We start from the raw sequence: 17,072 nt of genomic DNA, 5'->3' as shown, positions 1-17,072 counted from the left end.
CGGCCTCGGACGCCTCGGCGGTCCTCGCGGCCTGCTCGGCGGAGAGCGTCTCGGCGGCGCCCTGGTCCGTCGTCCCGGCGGCGGTCAGCGGCGCGGTGCGGGTCGCGCCCGCCGACCGCACCCCGCGCGCCTCGCGTATCAGCTCGCCGAATTCCGGGTTCGACGAGTGGACGACGATCACGCCGATCCTCTGGTACGTCGTGACGACACTGCCGCCGGCCTCAGCTATCGCCCGCTTCACCGACGCGATCGTGCGGTGGTCCGTCCTCGTGTTGACGACGTAGGCCAGGCTGGGCGCGTCCGCCGCCCGGTCGGCCCGCGCCGCCTCCGCGGCGGCCTCCGCCTGCGGGGCGGCCGAGGCGGCCGCCGGCAGGAAGCCGAGCGACGCGGTCAGCGACAGCACGACGGGTACGGCGAGGGCGAGCCGCCGTCTGGAACGCGGCGACCGCGACGAACGCGGCGCGTACAGATGATCCATGGGGTCTCCACATCATCCGGAAACGAAACCGGCCCGAGACACAGGTGGTGCTCGGGCAGGTACATGACGGAGTAGTGCAGGGCGAAGCTATCCCCAGGAGCCGCTGGCCAGCAATGACCCGCCACGGGTGACTTCGGAAAGTGCCCCGGATGTTGAACCGGTGCCCGCAGGGCGCCGTGTCGTTGGGCAGGGAGCCCGAGCACGACCAGCTTCCTGTGAGAACACCGAGGTCCAAGCCGTCATGTCCGTCGTACGAGGAGACTCCGTGGCCACCGACGCACCACCCCCCTCGAAAGAGGAACGCCCACTTCCCTCCGCCGAGGAGTTCTCCGAAGTGCAGCAGAGCGCTGAGTTCGCCGAACTGCGCCGCTCCTTCCGCTCCTTCGCGTTCCCCCTGACCGTCGCCTTCGTGGCCTGGTACCTGCTGTACGTACTGCTGTCGAACTACGCCGGCGGCTTCATGGGCACCAAGCTGTTCGGCAACATCAACGTCGCCTTCGTCTTCGGCATCGCCCAGTTCGTCACCACGTTCCTCATCGCCTGGTGGTACTCGCGGTACGCCGCCGCGAAGCTCGACCCCAAGGCAGAGGCCATCAAGTCCCGGATGGAGGGCGGCGCATGAGCCCCGCACAGACCGTTCTCGCCGCCGAACTGGCCGCCAACGAGGCCAGCGAGCACCGCCCGCTGATCATCACGCTCTTCGCGGTCTTCGTCCTCGCGACGCTCGGCATCACCGTCTGGGCGGGCCGCCAGACCAAGGACGCCGCCGACTTCTACGCGGGCGGCCGCCAGTTCAGCGCCTTCCAGAACGGACTCGCCGTCTCCGGCGACTACATGTCGGCGGCGTCCTTCCTCGGCATCGCCGGCGCCATCGCCCTCTTCGGCTACGACGGCTTCCTCTACTCCATCGGCTTCCTGGTCGCCTGGCTGGTCGCCCTGCTCCTGGTGGCCGAGCCGCTGCGGAACTCCGGCCGCTACACGATGGGCGACGTCCTCGCGTACCGCATGCGCCAGCGCCCCGTGCGCACCGCCGCCGGTACCTCCACCATCGTCGTGTCGATCTTCTACCTGCTGGCCCAGATGGCGGGCGCGGGCATCCTCGTCTCGCTGCTGCTCGGCATCACCTCCGACGCGGGCAAGATCCTGATCGTCGCCCTCGTCGGTCTGCTGATGATCGTGTACGTCTCCATCGGCGGCATGAAGGGCACCACCTGGGTCCAGATGGTCAAGGCCGTGCTGCTGATCGGCGGCACCATCCTGATCACCTTCCTGGTGCTGCTGAAGTTCAACTTCAACATCTCCGACCTGCTCGGCACCGCCGCCGAGAACAGCGGCAAGGGCGCCGCCTTCCTGGAGCCCGGCCTCCAGTACGGCGCCAGCGGCACCACCAAGCTCGACTTCATCTCCCTGGGCATCGCCCTGGTGCTCGGCACGGCCGGCCTGCCGCACATCCTGATCCGCTTCTACACGGTGCCCAACGCGAAGGCCGCCCGTAAGTCCGTGAACTGGGCGATCGGCATCATCGGCGCCTTCTACCTGATGACCATCGCGCTCGGCTTCGGCGCCGCGGCGCTGGTGGGGCAGAAGGAGATCATCGCGTCCAACCCGTCCGGCAACACGGCCGCCCCGCTGCTCGCCCTGCACGTGGGCGGCGTCGACTCGGCCTGGGGCGCGATCCTGCTCGCCACGATCTCGGCGGTCGCCTTCGCGACCATCCTCGCCGTGGTCGCCGGCCTCACCCTGGCCTCGTCCTCGTCCTTCGCGCACGACATCTACGCCAACGTCATCCGCAAGGGCAAGGCCACCGAGAAGGAGGAGATGAAGGCGGCCCGCTGGGCGACCGTCTTCATCGGCATCGTCTCCATCGCGCTCGGCGCCCTCGCCCGCGACCTCAACGTGGCCGGCCTGGTCGCCCTGGCCTTCGCGGTCGCCGCGTCCGCCAACCTGCCGACCATCCTCTACAGCCTCTTCTGGAAGCGGTTCACCACCCAGGGCGCCCTGTGGTCGATCTACGGCGGCCTGATCGTCGCCGTCGGCCTGGTGCTCTTCTCGCCCGTGGTCTCCGGCGACCCGAAGGCGATGTTCCCGGACGTCGACTTCGCCTGGTTCCCGCTGAAGAACCCGGGCATCATCTCCATCCCGTTCGGCTTCCTCATGGGCTGGCTCGGCACGGTCCTGTCGAAGGAGGAGCCCAACGTGGCGAAGTACGCGGAGCTGGAGGTCCGGTCCCTGACCGGCACCGGAGCGCACTGAGACCCCGTACCCGGCCCGTCGAGGACGCGGCCGCTCGTAGATCCCTACGACGCGGCCGCGCCGCACGTCGTGGGATCGGGCCGCTGTCGATGTCGGACCGGTCACGTAGGCTCGCAGGTATCGGAGGAGAGATGTGCTCCACCGATCCGCGTCGAGGGAGGGGGCCCACGTGCTCATCGACACATACGGCCGAGTGGCCACCGACCTGAGAGTCTCGCTCACCGACCGCTGCAACCTGCGGTGCACCTACTGCATGCCCGAAGAGGGCCTCCAGTGGCTGGCCAAGCCAGACCTGCTCACGGACGACGAGATCGTCCGCCTCATCGACATCGCCGTCACCTCCCTCGGTATCGAGGAGGTCCGCTTCACCGGCGGCGAACCCCTGCTGCGCCCCGGACTGGTCGGCATCGTCGAGCGCGTCGCCGCCCTGGAGCCGCGCCCCCAGATGTCGCTGACGACCAACGGCATCGGCCTGCGGCGCACGGCGACCGCCCTGAAGGCGGCGGGCCTGGACCGGGTCAACGTGTCCCTGGACACCCTGCGCCCGGACGCCTTCAAGACCCTCACCCGCCGGGACCGCCACAAGGACGTCCTGGAGGGCCTGGAAGCAGCCCGCGAGGCCGGGCTGACCCCGGTCAAGGTGAACTCGGTCCTGATGCCGGGGCTCAACGACGACGAGGCCCCCGACCTGCTGGCCTGGGCCGTCGAGAACGACTACGAGCTGCGCTTCATCGAGCAGATGCCCCTGGACGCCCAGCACGGCTGGAAGCGCGAGGGCATGGTCACCGCCGGTGACATCCTGGCCTCCCTGCGCACCCGCTTCGAGCTGACCGCCGAGGGCTCCGAGGAGCGCGGCTCGGCCCCCGCCGAGCGCTGGCTCGTGGACGGCGGCCCGCACCGCGTCGGCGTCATCGCCTCCGTCACCCGCCCGTTCTGCTCGGCCTGCGACCGCACCCGCCTTACCGCCGACGGCCAGGTGCGCACCTGCCTGTTCGCCACGGAGGAGACCGACCTGCGCGCCGCCCTGCGCTCCGACGCCCCCGACGAGGAGATCGCCCGCATCTGGCGGCTTGCCATGTGGGGCAAGAAGGCCGGCGCCGGCCTCGACGACCCGACGTTCGTCCAGCCCGACCGGCCGATGTCGGCGATCGGGGGCTAGGGTCTGTCGTTTGGACCAGGTCGGCTGAGAGGGACTGCGCCTCTCGGCCGCCCCGCGACGCCGGCATGATCCAAACGGCAGGCCCTTAGCCGCGGCCGGCCGCGGCTAAGGGGTGTCGGGGGACTCCCAGTCCGCCAGCGGGACCACGTCCTTCAGGAAGCCCCGCACCCCTAGGAACTGGGACAGATGCTCCCGGTGCTCCTCGCACGCGATCCACGTCTTGCGGCGCTCCGGCGTGTGGATCTTCGGGTTGTTCCACGCCAGCACCCACGCGGCGGCGGTGCGGCAGCCCTTGGCGGAGCAGATCGGGGCGGTCACGTCACTCACAGGTTCGTCTCACAGGTCCACACACAAGGCGACGCCGAGCAGCCACGGGGGGAGCTGCCCGGCGTCGGTCTGTCGCTCCGACGGGGGATGCGGAGCGCGTACGAAGTATGTCACGGGTCACCCATCGCCCGGCACCGGAACAACATGATTGATCTGAGGATTTCTCAGGCCTGGCGCGGAATCGACGCCCGCCCCGGCGGGGCACTCACGGTCACGATCTGCCACGGGGCTCGCTCGCCGCACCCGGCGCCGGGTCGGACACGACATCTTCCGGGCCGGGCTCCGCGGTTCCGTCGTCGGCCCGCGGCGGCATGATCATCGGCGGGGTCGGCACGGTGACGAACGTCGACGGCAACGATGGCGCGTTCTCGCGCCCGGCGTTGGCGATCACGACCGAGATGTACGGCAGAACCGCGCCGAGGACCAGGGCCACGATCGCGACGTGCCGTTCCACGTTCCACAGGCAGGCCGCGAGGACCACCGACACCGTCCGGACCGACATCGAGATGACGTACCGGCGCTGCCGCCCGCGCACATCCTCCTGAAGGCCCGTCCGGGCCCCGGTGATCCGGAAAACCTCGGCACTGCCGCCGGCACTCTGCTTCCGCATCTGGTTCCACCATCCGCCCGTATCGGACTCTCCCCGCCCGCTCCTGTCCGCGGCCGCTCGGGGACTCCGGTCCCGGACAACTCCCCACGTTACGCCGCGCCTGCGCCGCCTACGAGACCGGGGCGCCCCCGACTCGCGCACACGGCGTGCGCCGCACCGCGTATCCGGGTACCCCGTTCGGCCGTATCCGGCATGCGCCGTCCGCGGTACGGCCGAACACTGGCGGTAATGCTCGCGTAGAGCCGTTCGAGGAGGCAGTCATGGGCTGGTTGTGGGCGATCATCGTCGGATTCGTGCTCGGTCTGATCGCCAAGGCGATCATTCCCGGGAAGCAGCACAGCCCCCTGTGGCTGACCACCATCTTCGGCATCCTCGGCGCCATCGCGGGCAACGCGGTCGCGCGGGCGGCCGGCGTGGACGCGACCTCCGGCATCGACTGGTGGCGGCACGTCTTCCAGCTGGTGGCCGCGATCATCATCGTCGCCGTCGGCGACGCGGCCTACATGGCGGTGCGGGGCAACAAGCGGCGCGAGCGGGCCTGACCCCCCGCGCGGACTCCGTCCGGCGAAGGGGCGGCCTCCGGCAAGCCGCAAGGCACCGGAACCGCCCCTCGCGCGCTCAGGCGCCGGTGACCTCCACCGCGGCCAAATTCTTCTTGCCACGTCGCAGCACCAGCCAGCGCCCGTGCAGCAGGTCCTCCTTGGCGGGGACGGCGTCCTCGCCGGTGACCTTGGCGTTGTTCACGTAGGCGCCGCCCTCCTTGACCGTGCGGCGCGCGGCGGACTTGCTGGCGACCAGGCCGACCTCGGCGAACAGGTCGACGACCGGGCCCAGCTCGGCGATCCGCACGTGCGGCAGCTCGGAGAGGGCCGCGGCCAGCGTCCGGTCGTCCAGCTCCGCCAGGTCGCCCTGGCCGAAGAGGGCCTTGGACGCGGCGATCACGGCGGCCGTCTGGCCGGCGCCGTGCACCAGCGTCGTCAGCTCCTCGGCCAGCGCGCGCTGCGCGGCCCGGGCCTGCGGACGCTCCTCGGTCTGCCGCTCCAGCTCCTCCAGCTCCTCGCGGGAGCGGAAGGAGAGGATACGCATGTACGTCGAGATGTCCCGGTCGTCCACGTTCAACCAGAACTGGTAGAACGCGTACGGCGTGGTCATCTCCGGGTCGAGCCAGACGGCACCGCCCTCGGTCTTGCCGAACTTGGTGCCGTCCGCCTTGGTCATCAGCGGCGTCGCGTAGGCGTGTGCCGTGGCGTCCGGCTCCAGGCGGTGCAGCAGGTCCAGGCCGGCCGTGAGATTGCCCCACTGGTCGCTGCCGCCCTGCTGCATCGTGCAGCCGTACCTCCGGTAGAGCTGGAGGAAGTCCATCGCCTGGAGGAGCTGGTAGCTGAACTCCGTGTAACTGATGCCCTCCGAGGACTCCAGACGCCGGGCCACGGAGTCCTTGGTCAGCATCTTGTTGACCCGGAAGTGCTTGCCGATGTCCCGCAGGAACTCGATCGCGGAGAGGCCCGCGGTCCAGTCGAGGTTGTTGACCAGCACGGCCGCGTTCTCGCCCTCGAAGGACAGGAACGGCTCGATCTGGCCGCGCAGCCGCTCGACCCAGCCCGCGACGGTCTCCGGCGAGTTCAGCGTGCGCTCGGCGGTCGGGCGCGGGTCACCGATCTGGCCCGTCGCGCCGCCGACCAGCGCCAGCGGCCGGTGACCGGCCTGCTGGAGCCGGCGCACGGTGAGCACCTGCACCAGGTGCCCCACGTGCAGTGACGGTGCGGTCGGGTCGAAACCGCAATAGAACGTGACGGGACCGTCCGCGAGCGCCTTGCGCAAAGCGTCCTCGTCAGTGGACTGGGCGAACAGCCCGCGCCACTTCAGCTCGTCGACGATGTCCGTCACGGTTCTCGTGTCTCCTACGTGCTCATGATCTTCGGGCAGTCGGGTGACAGCCGACTACGAGGTTATACGCCCTGGCTGACAGAGCTCATGTTGAAATCGGGGACGCGCAGCGTGGGCATCGCGGCCCTGGTGAACCAGTCGCCCCATTCCCTGGGCAGCGTCTTCTCCGTGCGCCCCGCCTCCGTGGCCCGGCCCAGCAGGCTCACCGGCGACTCGTTGAACCGGAAGTTGTTCACCTCGCCGACGACCTCGCCGTTCTCGACGAGGTAGACGCCGTCCCGGGTCAGCCCGGTCAGCAGCAGCGTCGCCGGGTCGACCTCGCGGATGTACCAGAGGCAGGTGAGCAGCAGGCCGCGCGAGGTGTCGGCGACCATCCGCTCCAGGGACCGGTCGGGGTCGCCGCCGTCCAGGACGAGGTTGCCGATCGCCGGTGCCACCGGCAGCCCGGTCAGCCCGGCGCTGTGCCGGGTGGTCGTCAGCCGGTTCAGCTCGCCCGCGCGGATCCAGTCGGTGGCCCCCACCGGCAGCCCGTTGTCGAAGACCGACTGATCGCCGCCCGAGGAGTGCGCGACCACGAAGGGCGCGCTCTCCAGGCCCGGCTCGTGCGGATCGCTGCGCAGCGTCAGCGGCAGCTCGCCGAGCCGCTCGCCGACGCGCGTGCCGCCGCCCGGCTTCGAGAACACCGTGCGGCCCTCGGCCGCGTCCCGCCCCGAGGCCGACCACAGCTGGTAGATCAGCAGGTCCGCGACCGCGGTCGGCGGCAGCAGCGTCTCGTACCGCCCCGCGGGCAGTTCCACCCGTCGCCGGGCCCAGCCGAGCCGTACGGCCAGCTCGGCGTCGAGCGCCGCCGGGTCGACGTCCTTGAAGTCACGCGTGGAGCGGCCCGCCCACGCCGACCGGGCGCGGTCCGGCGACTTGGCGTTCAGCTCCAGCGTCCCGCTCGGCTGGTCGTGCCGCAGCCGCAGCCCCGTGGACGTGCCCACGTACGTCGACGTCAGCTCGTGGTTGGCGAAGCCGTACAGCTCCCGGCCGCCCGCACGCGCGCGTGCGAACGCCTCCCCGAGGGCCGGGGCGAAGTCGGCGAACACGGCCGACGACGTCTGCGCGGGCGCGTCGGTGAAGTCGGGCGAGGCGGGCACACCGCTGACCAGCGGCTGCGCGTCCTCGGCCGGCCCGGCGCCGCGTGCGGCGGCCTCCGCGGCGCGCACCAGGGGCTCCAGCTCGTCCACGGTCACGGCGGAGCGCGACACGACCCCGGAAGCCGTGCCCTCCCGGCCGTCGACGGTGGCGACCACGGTGAGCGTGCGCCCGCGCGTGACGCCGTTGGTGGTGAGCGCGTTGCCCGCCCAGCGCAGGTTGGCGGTGGACTCCTCGTCGGCGATGACGACGCACCCGTCGGCCCGGGACAGCTCCAGCGCCCGCTCGACGATCTCGTGCGGCCTGTTCGTACCCGCGCTCATCGACCCGCCTCCTGGGTGGTGTTCAGAATGTTGACTCCCTTGAAGAGGGCGGACGGGCAGCCGTGCGAGACGGACGCGACCTGTCCCGGCTGCGCCTTGCCACAGTTGAAGGCGCCGCCCAGGACATAGGTCTGCGGACCGCCGACGGCCGCCATGGACCCCCAGAAGTCGGTGGTCGTCGCCTGGTAGGCCACGTCCCGCAGCTGACCGGCGAGCCGCCCGTTCTCGATCCGGAAGAACCGCTGCCCGGTGAACTGGAAGTTGTAGCGCTGCATGTCGATGGACCAGGACCGGTCCCCGACGACGTAGATCCCGCGCTCCACGCCCCCGATCAGGTCCTCGGTGGACAGCCCGCCGGGGTCCGGCCGCAGCGACACGTTGGCCATGCGCTGCACGGGCACATGGGCGGGGGAGTCGGCGTAGGCGCACCCGTTGGACCGTTCGAAGCCGGTGAGCCGCGCGATGCGCCGGTCGAGCTGGTAGCCGACCAGCGTGCCGTCCTTCACCAGGTCCCAGGACTGGCCCTCGACGCCCTCGTCGTCGTATCCGATGGTCGCCAGCCCGTGCTCGGCGGTGCGGTCGCCCGTGACGTTCATCAGCTCGGAGCCGTAGCGCAACTTGCCGAGCTGGTCGAAGGTGGCGAAGGAGGTGCCGGCGTAGGCGGCCTCGTAGCCGAGGGCGCGGTCCAGCTCGGTCGCGTGCCCGATGGACTCGTGGATGGTCAGCCACAGGTTCGACGGATCGACGACCAGGTCGTACAGGCCCGCCTCGACACTCGGCGCCCGCATCTTCTCGGCCAGCAGTTCCGGGATCCGGGCCAGCTCGGCGTCCCAGTCCCACCCGGTGCCGGTCAGGTACTCCCAGCCGCGTCCGGCGGGCGGCGCGAGGGTGCGCATGGAGTCGAACTCGCCGCTGGAGTCGTCCACCGACACGGCGGTGAGCACCGGATGCAGCCGCACCCGCTGCTGCGTGGTCACGGTGCCGGCGGTGTCGGCGTAGAACTTGTTCTCGTGCACCGTGACAAGCGAGGCATCGACGTGGTCGACCCCGTCGGCCGCCAGCAGCCGCGCGCTCCAGTCGGCCAGCAGGGCCGACTTCTCCGCGTCCGGCACGGTGAACGGATCGGTCTCGTACGACGAGACCCACGTCCGGTCGGCGTGCACGGGCTCGTCGGCCAGCTCCACGCGCTCCTCGGACCCCGCCGCCTTGATCACCTGCGCGGACAGCTTCGCCATCGCCACCGCCTGGGAGGCGACCTTGGCGGCGGCGTCCATCGTCAGGTCCACCCCCGACGCGAAGCCCCACGTACCGCCGTGCACCACCCGCACCGCGTACCCGAGGTCGGTGGTGTCGGAGGACCCGGCGGGCCTGGCGTCCCGCAGCCGCCAGGAGGCGTCGCGCACCCGCTCCAGACGGAAGTCCGCGTGCTCGGCACCGAGGGCACGTGCGCGTGCGAGCGCGGCGTCGGCGAGGGCTCGTAGGGGGAGTGCCGTGAAGGCTTCGTCGATACTGTGAGGCACCTGCGTCTCTTTCTGTCGACGTGACCGGTCGTCTGCCGCGACACCGGGGGCTGCGCCGCATCATGTCGCGTCGGGCCGGACGGGGACCACACCTTTCGGGCCGTGGCCGGGCCTTCGCGGCCGGGTCCTTTCTGTAGGGACCCGACAGCCAGCCCCGTAAGCCACTGTGGGCGCCCGAGTCTTTGCGGACGGGCGGGGACCGATAGGTTTTCGAGGAAGCCGCCTGTCATCACCGCCTGTCAACCGGGTGTCCGGGCGGGTACCAGAACGCTATCGAAAGGGTGATCCGTTGAGCCGCTCGGTTCTCGTCACCGGAGGCAACCGGGGCATCGGCCTCGCCATCGCCCGCGCTTTCGCCGACGCCGGTGACAAGGTCGCGATCACGTACCGCTCGGGTGAGCCGCCGGAGGCCCTGACCGAATTGGGCTGCCTCGCCGTCAAGTGCGACATCACCGACAGCGAGCAGGTGGAGCAGGCCTACAAGGAGATCGAGGAAGCGCACGGTCCCGTCGAGGTCCTGGTCGCCAACGCCGGCGTCACCAAGGACCAGCTCCTGATGCGCATGTCCGAGGAGGACTTCACCTCCGTCGTCGACACCAACCTCACCGGCACCTTCCGCGTCGTCAAGCGGGCCAACCGGGGCATGCTGCGCGCCAAGAAGGGCCGCGTCGTGCTCATCTCGTCGGTGGTCGGGCTGCTCGGCTCCGCGGGGCAGGCGAACTACGCCGCCTCCAAGGCCGCCCTGGTCGGCTTCGCGCGTTCCCTCGCCCGTGAGCTGGGTTCGCGCAACCTCACCTTCAACGTCGTCGCGCCGGGCTTCGTCGACACGGACATGACCAAGGCGCTCACCGACGAGCAGCGGTCGAACATCGTGTCGCAGGTGCCGCTGGGCCGGTACGCGCAGCCCGAGGAGATCGCCGCGACGGTGCGGTTCCTCGCCTCGGACGACGCCTCGTACATCACTGGAGCCGTCATCCCCGTTGACGGCGGACTGGGAATGGGTCACTGATCACCATGAGCGGAATTCTCGAGGGCAAGCGCGTCCTGATCACCGGTGTGCTGATGGAGTCCTCCATCGCCTTCCACACCGCCAAGCTGGCCCAGGAGCAGGGTGCCGAGATCATCCTGACCGCGTTCCCGCGGCCCACGCTGACCGAGCGCATCGCCAGGAAGCTTCCCAAGCCCACCAAGGTCATCGAGCTGGACGTCACCAACGACGAGCACCTCGGTCGCCTCGCCGACATCGTCGGCGAGGAGCTGGGCGGCCTCGACGGCGTCGTCCACTCCATCGGCTTCGCGCCGCAGGACGCGCTCGGCGGCAACTTCCTGAACACGCCGTTCGAGTCGGTCGCCACCGCGATGCACGTCTCGGCGTACTCCCTGAAGTCGCTGACCATGGCCTGCCTGCCGCTGATGCAGAACGGCGGCTCGGTCGTCGGCCTCACCTTCGACGCGCAGTACGCCTGGCCGCAGTACGACTGGATGGGCCCGGCCAAGGCCGCCCTGGAGGCCACCAGCCGCTACATGGCGCGTGACCTGGGCAAGCAGAACATCCGCTGCAACCTGGTCTCCGCGGGCCCGATCGGCTCCATGGCCGCCAAGTCCATCCCCGGCTTCGCCGAGCTGGCCGCCGTGTGGGACGACCGCGCCCCGCTGGAGTGGGACCTGAAGGACCCGGAGCCGGCCGGCCGCGGCGTCGTCGCGCTGCTGAGCGACTGGTTCCCGAAGACCACGGGTGAGATCGTCCACGTCGACGGTGGTCTGCACGCCGTCGGCGCCTGACCGCTCGCCCTTCCGGGGCCCGCGTCCTTCTCGGGCGCGGGCCCTTGGCATGTCACCCGTTCGGCCCAGCCGGCCGGGCGGCGGGGCGGCCGGCGGCGCACGCTGAAGCACGGGTTCACCACGCGTTTTCCCTCCCCAGTACGGCCGGCCGAGGAGGTCCCCTGTGCGTCTGCTCCCTCGCCTGGCCTCAGCGGCCGTCGCCCTCGCGTTCGTGCTGACCCTGCCGTACGAAGCCGCGTCCCACGCGCGCGTGCCCGCGTCGGACACCGCGTCGGAACCGCTGTTCGGCGCCGAGTGCAGGGTTCGCGTCGACGACTCCGACGTGACCGCCTACTGCCACAACCCGTACCCGGAGACCGACCACGTGCGTCTGCACGTCGAGTGCGCCCGCTGGTGGGACCTCGACAGCGACAGTTCGGCGGTCCCGGCCGGACCCGCGCAGACCGTACGTCTGGACGGACGGTGCTGGAAGGAGGTCCGGGCGGCGTGGGTCAGTCACCAGCGGGTGCGCTGAGCCGGCCCGGACGGCACAGGAACGGATAGCCCGCGGCCTCCTCCGCGGCCGTCACGGCGTCCCCCGCGCGGACGGCGTCGACCAGCCGCGTGTGGTCCATGCGCGTCTCCGGCGTCAGCTCGCCGCCGACGTCGACGCGCAGCCAGTCCCGCATCACCTCGCCGAGGTCCGCGTACATGGCGGTCATCACGTCGTTGTGCGAGGCGGCCACGACGGCCAGGTGGAAGGTCGCGTCCGCCGTCACGAACGCCTCCGTGTCGCCCGACTCCCAGGCTTCCTCGCGGCGCAGCAGCAACGCGTCAAGCTGCTTGAGGTCCTTCTCCGTGCGCCGCTCGGCGGCCAGCCGGGCGGCGGCGGACTCCAGGGTCGAACGCAGCTCGGCGATGTGCCGGGGGTCGACGTCGGCGAAGCGGCGCTGCATCACCCCCGCCAGCTCGCTGGTCGCCACGACGTACGTACCGGAGCCCTGGCGGATGTCCAGCAGGCCGTTGTGGGCCAGCGCGCGTACCGCCTCGCGGACCGTGTTCCGGGCGACGCCGAGCTGTTCGACCAGCTCGGGCTCGGTCGGGATGCGGGAGCCGACCGGCCACTCGCCCGAGGCGATCTGTTGCCGCAGTGCCGCGATGACCTGCTCGGACAGCGCCGAACGACGGGGGTGACTCAGAGGCATGGCTCACCTTCGCACGCGAGTGGACAAGCAATCATCCCATGATTCTATGATGGGTCTCATGGTTAGTGACGAAACCCGGACGGAAACGCGGACTGGAACGCGGACGGGAGCCGGGACGGGAACCTCGAAGTCCACGCCCCTCGGCGAGCCGGCCGCGCACGGGGCCCAAGAGCCCGGCAACGGGCCCGGGGCGCCCGGCACGCGCGCGTGGACGACGTGGACGACCCGCCTGCTCCTCCTCGGCATCGTCCTGGCCGCGCTCAACCTGCGCCCCGCCATCACGAGCCTGGGCGCGCTTTTGGAAGAGGTCCGCGACGGGCTCGGCATGAGCGGCAGCGTGGCCGGACTGCTCACCTCCGTGCCCCCGCTCTGCTTCGCCGTCTTCGGGGTCACCGCCCCGCGGCTGGCCCGCCGCTTCGGGCCCGGCGCGGTGGTCTGCGCGGGCATGGCCGCCATCACCGCGGGCCTGCTCATACGCCCGTACGCGGGCGGTACGGCAGGCTTCCTGGCCGCCACCGCCCTCGCCCTGATGGGCATCGCGGTCAGCAACGTCCTGATGCCGGTCATCGTCAAGCGCTTCTTCCCCGACCGGGTCGGCCCCATGACCGGCCTGTACTCGATGGCCCTCGCCTTCGGCACCTCGATCGCCGCCGCGGCGACCGTGCCCGTGACGAACGCGCTGGGCGGACACTGGCAGCCCGGCCTCGCGGTGTGGGCGGCGCTGGCGGCGGCGGCCGTCCTGCCGTGGATCCCGTTCGTACGGCCCCGGAAGGCGCCGTCCATCGCGTCGCCCGCCCACGACGCCTCCGGCGGGGCCGACGAGGCCGGCGCCGAGCCCGCGACCGCGCGTGCCGACCGGCCGACGGAGCAGTCCGCCGAACAGCCCCCGCTGCGCATCACCCGCAGCCGCACGGCCTGGGCGCTCGCCGTCTTCTTCGGCCTCCAGGCCACCGCCGCCTACATCACGATGGGCTGGATGGCGCAGATCTTCCGGGACGCTGGCGTGTCCGCCGGCACCGCGGGGCTGCTGCTCGCCGTCATCATGATGATGGGCGTGCCGCTCGCCTTCGTCATCCCGCGCGTGGCCACCCGCCTGCCCCATCAGGGCCCGATCGTGCTGGTACTGGGTGTGTGCGGGCTCGCCGGTTACGCCGGCCTGTATTTCGCCCCGGCCGGCGGCGCCTGGGCCTGGGCCCTGCTCCTCGGCGTCTCCAACTGCGCCTTCCCGCTCGCGCTGACCATGGTCGGGATGCGGGCCAGGACGGGCGCGGGCGTCGCCCAGCTGTCCGCCTTCGCGCAGAGCACCGGCTACCTGATCTCCATCCCGGGCCCGCTGCTGGTGGGCGTGCTCTACCAGCACAGCGGGGGCTGGGGCCTGCCGATCGCGCTGATGAGCGCCCTGATGGTGCCGCAGATCGTGGTGGGCTTCCTGGCGGGGCGCGACCGCACGGTGGAGGAGGAAGCGGCCCGCTGACCCCGGCAGCGGCTCGCCCGCCCAGGTCGGCGGTCCGCCCCGGTCGGCGGCCCGCCTGCCCCGGAGCGGTCGGCGGATGCGAGACTTGCCTCATGCCAGTCCTCGACCCGAACCCTCAGCACGGCCAGAAGAAGATGCTGTACGTCTTCGGCGGCTTCCTCGCGATCTTCGTGATCATCGGCATCATCGCGACGATCGCCTCGCCGTGATGCCGGTATCGTCCGCCCGATGGTGGGGTTAACCCCCCATCCCCTAGGGGGCGAGGGTCAGGGTCAAGTGGGTGGACCTCCGGATGGGTCGGGGCCCGCGGATTCCGTAGCTTCGAGATGTGCCCGCGACAGGCGGGCCGCGGAGCACGGACCGGGACGCCCGAAGACCAGCGGAGGCACTCATGTCGGCCCCTACCCACACCCGGCCTCCCCAGGCGACCCGGGGCGGCGGCGAGATCCGGCTGCCCTGGTGGGCCCTCGCCCTGCCCGTGCTCGCCTTCGTCACGCTGCTCCTGCTGATACTCGACCCCGCCGAGGCCCACGCCGCCGCCGGTGAGCCCGCGATCGCGGACCTCCTGGAGCGGGTGCGGCAGCTGACCGCGCACTGAGGCCGCATCGCCGCCCGGATGCGCCCCGGGCGACGAATCCGCATGTCAACTCCCTGCGCCTCGTGGCCTGTTTCATGCGAAGCTGGATGCCATGAGCGTCGCAGAACCCCGCAGGATTGTCCTTTTCCGGCATGCGAAAGCCGACTGGCCACAGGTGACCGACCACGAGCGGCCGCTCGCCGATCGGGGCCGCAAGGACGCCGCAGAGGCCGGGCGCCGGCTGGCGGACACCGGCATCCCCTTCGACCAGGCCCTGTGCTCCACCTCGATCCGGACCCGCGAGACCTGGAAGCTCGCCGTCCATGAGTTCCCGCAGCGGCCGAAAACCGTCTACGAGGAGCGGATCTACGAGGCCTCGCCCGGCGAGCTGATCGCCGTGCTCAACGAGACCCCCGACGACCTGCGGAACGTGCTGGTGATCGGCCACAACCCGGGCATGGAGGGACTCGCCGAGATCCTGGCCGGCTCGACCGAGGACGAGGCCCGCGAGCGGATGGGCAGCCGGGGCTTCCCGACCGCGGCCTTCGCCGTCCTGACCTTCACGGGCTCGTGGAAGGACGTGGAGCCTGGCGCGGCCTCCCTGGCCGACTACTGGGCGCCGACCGACTGATCTGATCCCACCCCTCTGATCCCACCCCGCGCCGCAGGGCCCGGCACCCGGGCGGCCCGGGCCCTGCGGGCGAGGGGCCTCGCCGTGCAGGGTGGTGGGCCGTGCCGGCGTCTGGCCGCGTCGTGCGCTCGCCGCGTCCGGGTGGCGGCCGCGTCGGATGCCGCTGTGGCGGGTGCGCACCGTGCCGGGCGCTCGCCCGCCGGGTCAGATCCGGTCGAGAGGGAGGCCGAGGTCCTCGCCGAGACCCTCCTCCAGTGTGTCCGCCGCCTCGACCTCCTCGCGGGTGATGCCCAGCAGATACAGGACCGTGTCGAGGAAGGGCACGTTCACCGCGGTGTGCGCCGCCTCGCGCACCACCGGCTTGGCGTTGAAGGCGACGCCGAGTCCGGCCGCGTTCAGCATGTCCAGGTCGTTGGCGCCGTCGCCGATCGCCACGGTCTGCGACAGCGGCACGCCCGCCTCGGCGGCGAACCTGCGCAGCAGCCGCGCCTTGCCCGCCCGGTCCACGATCTCCCCGGTGACCCGGCCGGTCAGCCTGCCGTCGACGATCTCCAGCGTGTTGGCCTGGGCGAAGTCCAGCCCCAGCCGCTCCCGCAGATCATCGGTGACCTGGGTGAAGCCGCCGGAGACGACCCCCACCTGGTAGCCGAGCCGCTTCAGCGTACGGATCAGGGTGCGGGCACCCGGTGTCAGCCGCACCTCGCCGCGCACCTTCTCCACCACCGAGGCGTCCAGCCCCGCCAGCAGCGCCACACGCGCGTGCAGCGACTGCTCGAAGTCCAGCTCCCCGCGCATCGCGGACGCCGTCACCTCGGCGACCTGGTCCTCGCAGCCGGCGTGCGCGGCGAACAGCTCGATGACCTCGTCCTGGATCAGCGTGGAGTCCACGTCCATCACGACCAGGCGCTGCGCCCGCCGGTGCAGCCCCGCCGAGACGACCGCGACGTCCACCCCGAGCGCCGCGGCCTCGGTGGCCAGCGCGGTGCGCAGCGGCTCGGTCTGCACGCCGGACACCGCGAACTCGACGGCGGTGACCGGGTACTTGGCCAGCCGGAAGATACGGTCGATGTTGCTGCCGGACTCGGTGATGCGGGCCGCTATGGCGGCGGTCGCCTCCGCGGTGAGCGGGTGGCCGAGCACCGTGACCAGGGAGCGGCCGAGACCGCGCGGCCGGTTGTCGCCGATGCCGGAGATGATCTCCGCCTGCAGCTTCAGCGACTCCGCCCAGCTGTGGACGGTCGCCCGCAGGTCGCCCTCCAGCCCTCGGGGCGGCTCGGTCACGAGCGCGCACAGCACGATCCGGCCACGGGTGACGACCTGCTCGATGTCGACCACGTCGACGGAGTAGGCGGCGAGGGTGTCGAACAGGCCGGCCGTGATGCCCGGTCGGTCCTTGCCGAAGATCTTGACGAGAAGCGTGGGAACGTCAGAGGTCTGCGAAGCGCTCATGGTGCTCCAACCGTATCCGGCACCCGGTGCCTCCCGCCCCCGAGGTCCGCCTGACGGACACCACACCACTGCCGCTCCCGGAATGCGGGGGCGGGCGCTGGAGCCCGGGGGAGCCGGTCGGCCCTCCCCCCCCGGCCAGGACGGTGGCCCGGCGCACGCAGGCCGTCTGCATCACCTTCCCGCCCTTTCACCGTCCGTCGCGGCGCTGCTGGAGGCGACGGCAGCGGGCTTTTGGCCCGGGGCCGAACCCTTCACCGGCCGTCCCCGGGGTCCCGCGGCGG

General features: G+C 71.4%; 18 protein-coding genes and 1 pseudogene. 11 read left to right on the top strand and 8 right to left on the bottom strand.

Translation table 11 applies throughout. The features are described from left to right. A pseudogene (locus tag EBH09_RS07760) lies at positions 1–478 on the bottom strand (peptidase S8); the annotation flags it as partial. A 265-nt stretch (positions 479–743) separates the two neighbouring features. Here EBH09_RS07760 and EBH09_RS07755 point away from each other — a divergent pair. From EBH09_RS07755 to moaA, 3 genes are all read left to right on the top strand, one after another. Then, positions 744–1,100 (top strand): DUF485 domain-containing protein, encoded by a 357-nt coding sequence (locus EBH09_RS07755; protein WP_121746313.1) that lies wholly within the window; start codon positions 744–746, stop codon positions 1,098–1,100. Further along, a complete protein-coding gene (locus tag EBH09_RS07750) occupies positions 1,097–2,731 on the top strand; it encodes a cation acetate symporter (RefSeq protein WP_121746312.1) in 1,635 nt (544 codons plus the stop codon). The genes EBH09_RS07755 and EBH09_RS07750 overlap by 4 nt, the downstream gene beginning before the upstream one ends. Positions 2,732–2,900: 169 nt before the next feature. Beyond that, positions 2,901–3,890 carry a GTP 3',8-cyclase MoaA gene (gene moaA / locus EBH09_RS07745; RefSeq protein ID WP_238697234.1) on the top strand — a complete coding sequence of 330 codons (990 nt, stop codon included), beginning with the start codon at positions 2,901–2,903 and terminating at the stop codon, positions 3,888–3,890. Positions 3,891–3,995: 105 nt separating this feature from the next. Here the strand turns inward: moaA and EBH09_RS07740 are convergent, their stop codons facing one another. Then, positions 3,996–4,217, bottom strand: a complete 222-nt coding sequence (locus tag EBH09_RS07740; protein ID WP_121746310.1) for a hypothetical protein — start codon at positions 4,215–4,217, stop codon at positions 3,996–3,998. Between the two features lie 211 nt (positions 4,218–4,428). After that, positions 4,429–4,827 carry a DUF3099 domain-containing protein gene (locus tag EBH09_RS07735; RefSeq protein WP_121746309.1) on the bottom strand — a complete coding sequence of 133 codons (399 nt, stop codon included), beginning with the start codon at positions 4,825–4,827 and terminating at the stop codon, positions 4,429–4,431. 260 nt (positions 4,828–5,087) lie between these two features. On the opposite strand from EBH09_RS07735, the gene EBH09_RS07730 reads away from it, so the two are divergent. After that, positions 5,088–5,369 (top strand): GlsB/YeaQ/YmgE family stress response membrane protein, encoded by a 282-nt coding sequence (locus EBH09_RS07730; RefSeq protein ID WP_121746308.1) that lies wholly within the window; start codon positions 5,088–5,090, stop codon positions 5,367–5,369. A gap of 76 nt (positions 5,370–5,445) precedes the next feature. On the opposite strand, the gene tyrS is transcribed toward EBH09_RS07730, so the two are convergent. The 3 genes from tyrS to EBH09_RS07715 all read right to left on the bottom strand — a co-directional run bounded on the left by tyrS (position 5,446) and on the right by EBH09_RS07715 (position 9,694). Then, entirely contained in the window at positions 5,446–6,714 is a 1,269-nt protein-coding gene (tyrS, locus tag EBH09_RS07725) for a tyrosine--tRNA ligase (RefSeq protein WP_121746307.1), read from the bottom strand. Between the two features lie 62 nt (positions 6,715–6,776). After that, positions 6,777–8,174: a metallopeptidase TldD-related protein gene (locus EBH09_RS07720; protein ID WP_121746306.1), complete on the bottom strand. Its 1,398-nt coding sequence runs from the start codon at positions 8,172–8,174 to the stop codon at positions 6,777–6,779. Further along, a complete protein-coding gene (locus EBH09_RS07715; protein WP_121746305.1) occupies positions 8,171–9,694 on the bottom strand; it encodes a TldD/PmbA family protein in 1,524 nt (507 codons plus the stop codon). Before EBH09_RS07715 ends, EBH09_RS07720 begins: the two co-directional genes overlap by 4 nt. A 289-nt stretch (positions 9,695–9,983) precedes the next feature. Here EBH09_RS07715 and fabG point away from each other — a divergent pair, with 289 nt between their 5' ends. The 3 genes from fabG (at position 9,984) to EBH09_RS07700 (ending at position 11,990) form a co-directional block, all read left to right on the top strand. Then, positions 9,984–10,703, top strand: coding sequence for a 3-oxoacyl-[acyl-carrier-protein] reductase (fabG, locus tag EBH09_RS07710; RefSeq protein WP_121746304.1), 720 nt, complete (start codon positions 9,984–9,986; stop codon positions 10,701–10,703). A 5-nt stretch (positions 10,704–10,708) separates the two neighbouring features. After that, positions 10,709–11,476 carry an enoyl-ACP reductase FabI gene (fabI, locus tag EBH09_RS07705; RefSeq protein WP_121746303.1) on the top strand — a complete coding sequence of 256 codons (768 nt, stop codon included), beginning with the start codon at positions 10,709–10,711 and terminating at the stop codon, positions 11,474–11,476. A 163-nt stretch (positions 11,477–11,639) separates the two neighbouring features. Then, on the top strand, positions 11,640–11,990 hold the full coding sequence (locus tag EBH09_RS07700; RefSeq protein WP_121746302.1) for a hypothetical protein: 351 nt from the start codon (positions 11,640–11,642) through the stop codon (positions 11,988–11,990). Here EBH09_RS07700 and EBH09_RS07695 read toward each other — a convergent pair. Beyond that, positions 11,968–12,660 carry a FadR/GntR family transcriptional regulator gene (locus tag EBH09_RS07695; protein ID WP_121746301.1) on the bottom strand — a complete coding sequence of 231 codons (693 nt, stop codon included), beginning with the start codon at positions 12,658–12,660 and terminating at the stop codon, positions 11,968–11,970. The two genes, EBH09_RS07700 and EBH09_RS07695, sit on opposite strands and share 23 nt — an antisense overlap. Before the next feature lie 46 nt (positions 12,661–12,706). Between EBH09_RS07695 and EBH09_RS07690 the strand changes: the two genes are divergently transcribed. The 4 genes from EBH09_RS07690 to EBH09_RS07675 all read left to right on the top strand — a co-directional run bounded on the left by EBH09_RS07690 (position 12,707) and on the right by EBH09_RS07675 (position 15,342). Next, a complete protein-coding gene (locus tag EBH09_RS07690; protein ID WP_193776185.1) occupies positions 12,707–14,134 on the top strand; it encodes a CynX/NimT family MFS transporter in 1,428 nt (475 codons plus the stop codon). 92 nt (positions 14,135–14,226) lie between these two features. Then, complete coding sequence (locus tag EBH09_RS39805; RefSeq protein WP_121746300.1) at positions 14,227–14,343, top strand: SGM_5486 family transporter-associated protein; 117 nt, start codon at positions 14,227–14,229, stop codon at positions 14,341–14,343. A gap of 182 nt (positions 14,344–14,525) precedes the next feature. After that, positions 14,526–14,732, top strand: a complete 207-nt coding sequence (locus tag EBH09_RS07680; protein ID WP_121746299.1) for a hypothetical protein — start codon at positions 14,526–14,528, stop codon at positions 14,730–14,732. Positions 14,733–14,823: 91 nt separating this feature from the next. Continuing rightward, positions 14,824–15,342 (top strand): histidine phosphatase family protein, encoded by a 519-nt coding sequence (locus EBH09_RS07675; protein WP_121746298.1) that lies wholly within the window; start codon positions 14,824–14,826, stop codon positions 15,340–15,342. A gap of 204 nt (positions 15,343–15,546) precedes the next feature. Here EBH09_RS07675 and serB read toward each other — a convergent pair whose 3' ends face one another. Beyond that, the gene (serB, locus tag EBH09_RS07670; RefSeq protein WP_121746297.1) at positions 15,547–16,791 is read right to left on the bottom strand and encodes a phosphoserine phosphatase SerB; all 1,245 of its coding nucleotides are present in this window, start codon (positions 16,789–16,791) and stop codon (positions 15,547–15,549) included. Positions 16,792–17,072: the final 281 nt, after the last annotated feature.

The sequence above is a fragment of the Streptomyces sp. E2N166 genome, from assembly GCF_003671715.1.
In the GTDB taxonomy this organism is placed as follows: Bacteria; Actinomycetota; Actinomycetes; order Streptomycetales; family Streptomycetaceae; genus Streptomyces; species Streptomyces thinghirensis.
This window is presented reverse-complemented; position numbering and strand designations above follow the sequence as displayed.

Bases quoted from the DNA above. Each gene is read 5' to 3' on its own strand.
- EBH09_RS07690 (WP_193776185.1), top strand. From the start codon at position 12,707: ATGATGGGTCTCATGGTTAGTGACGAAACCCGGACGGAAACGCGGACT.
- EBH09_RS07675 (WP_121746298.1), top strand. From the start codon at position 14,824: ATGAGCGTCGCAGAACCCCGCAGGATTGTCCTTTTCCGGCATGCGAAA.
- serB (WP_121746297.1), bottom strand. From the start codon at position 16,791: ATGAGCGCTTCGCAGACCTCTGACGTTCCCACGCTTCTCGTCAAGATC.
- EBH09_RS07735 (WP_121746309.1), bottom strand. From the start codon at position 4,827: ATGCGGAAGCAGAGTGCCGGCGGCAGTGCCGAGGTTTTCCGGATCACC.
- EBH09_RS07730 (WP_121746308.1), top strand. From the start codon at position 5,088: ATGGGCTGGTTGTGGGCGATCATCGTCGGATTCGTGCTCGGTCTGATC.
- EBH09_RS39805 (WP_121746300.1), top strand. From the start codon at position 14,227: ATGCCAGTCCTCGACCCGAACCCTCAGCACGGCCAGAAGAAGATGCTG.
- EBH09_RS07720 (WP_121746306.1), bottom strand. From the start codon at position 8,174: ATGAGCGCGGGTACGAACAGGCCGCACGAGATCGTCGAGCGGGCGCTG.
- EBH09_RS07695 (WP_121746301.1), bottom strand. From the start codon at position 12,660: ATGCCTCTGAGTCACCCCCGTCGTTCGGCGCTGTCCGAGCAGGTCATC.
- fabI (WP_121746303.1), top strand. From the start codon at position 10,709: ATGAGCGGAATTCTCGAGGGCAAGCGCGTCCTGATCACCGGTGTGCTG.
- EBH09_RS07680 (WP_121746299.1), top strand. From the start codon at position 14,526: ATGTCGGCCCCTACCCACACCCGGCCTCCCCAGGCGACCCGGGGCGGC.
- EBH09_RS07750 (WP_121746312.1), top strand. From the start codon at position 1,097: ATGAGCCCCGCACAGACCGTTCTCGCCGCCGAACTGGCCGCCAACGAG.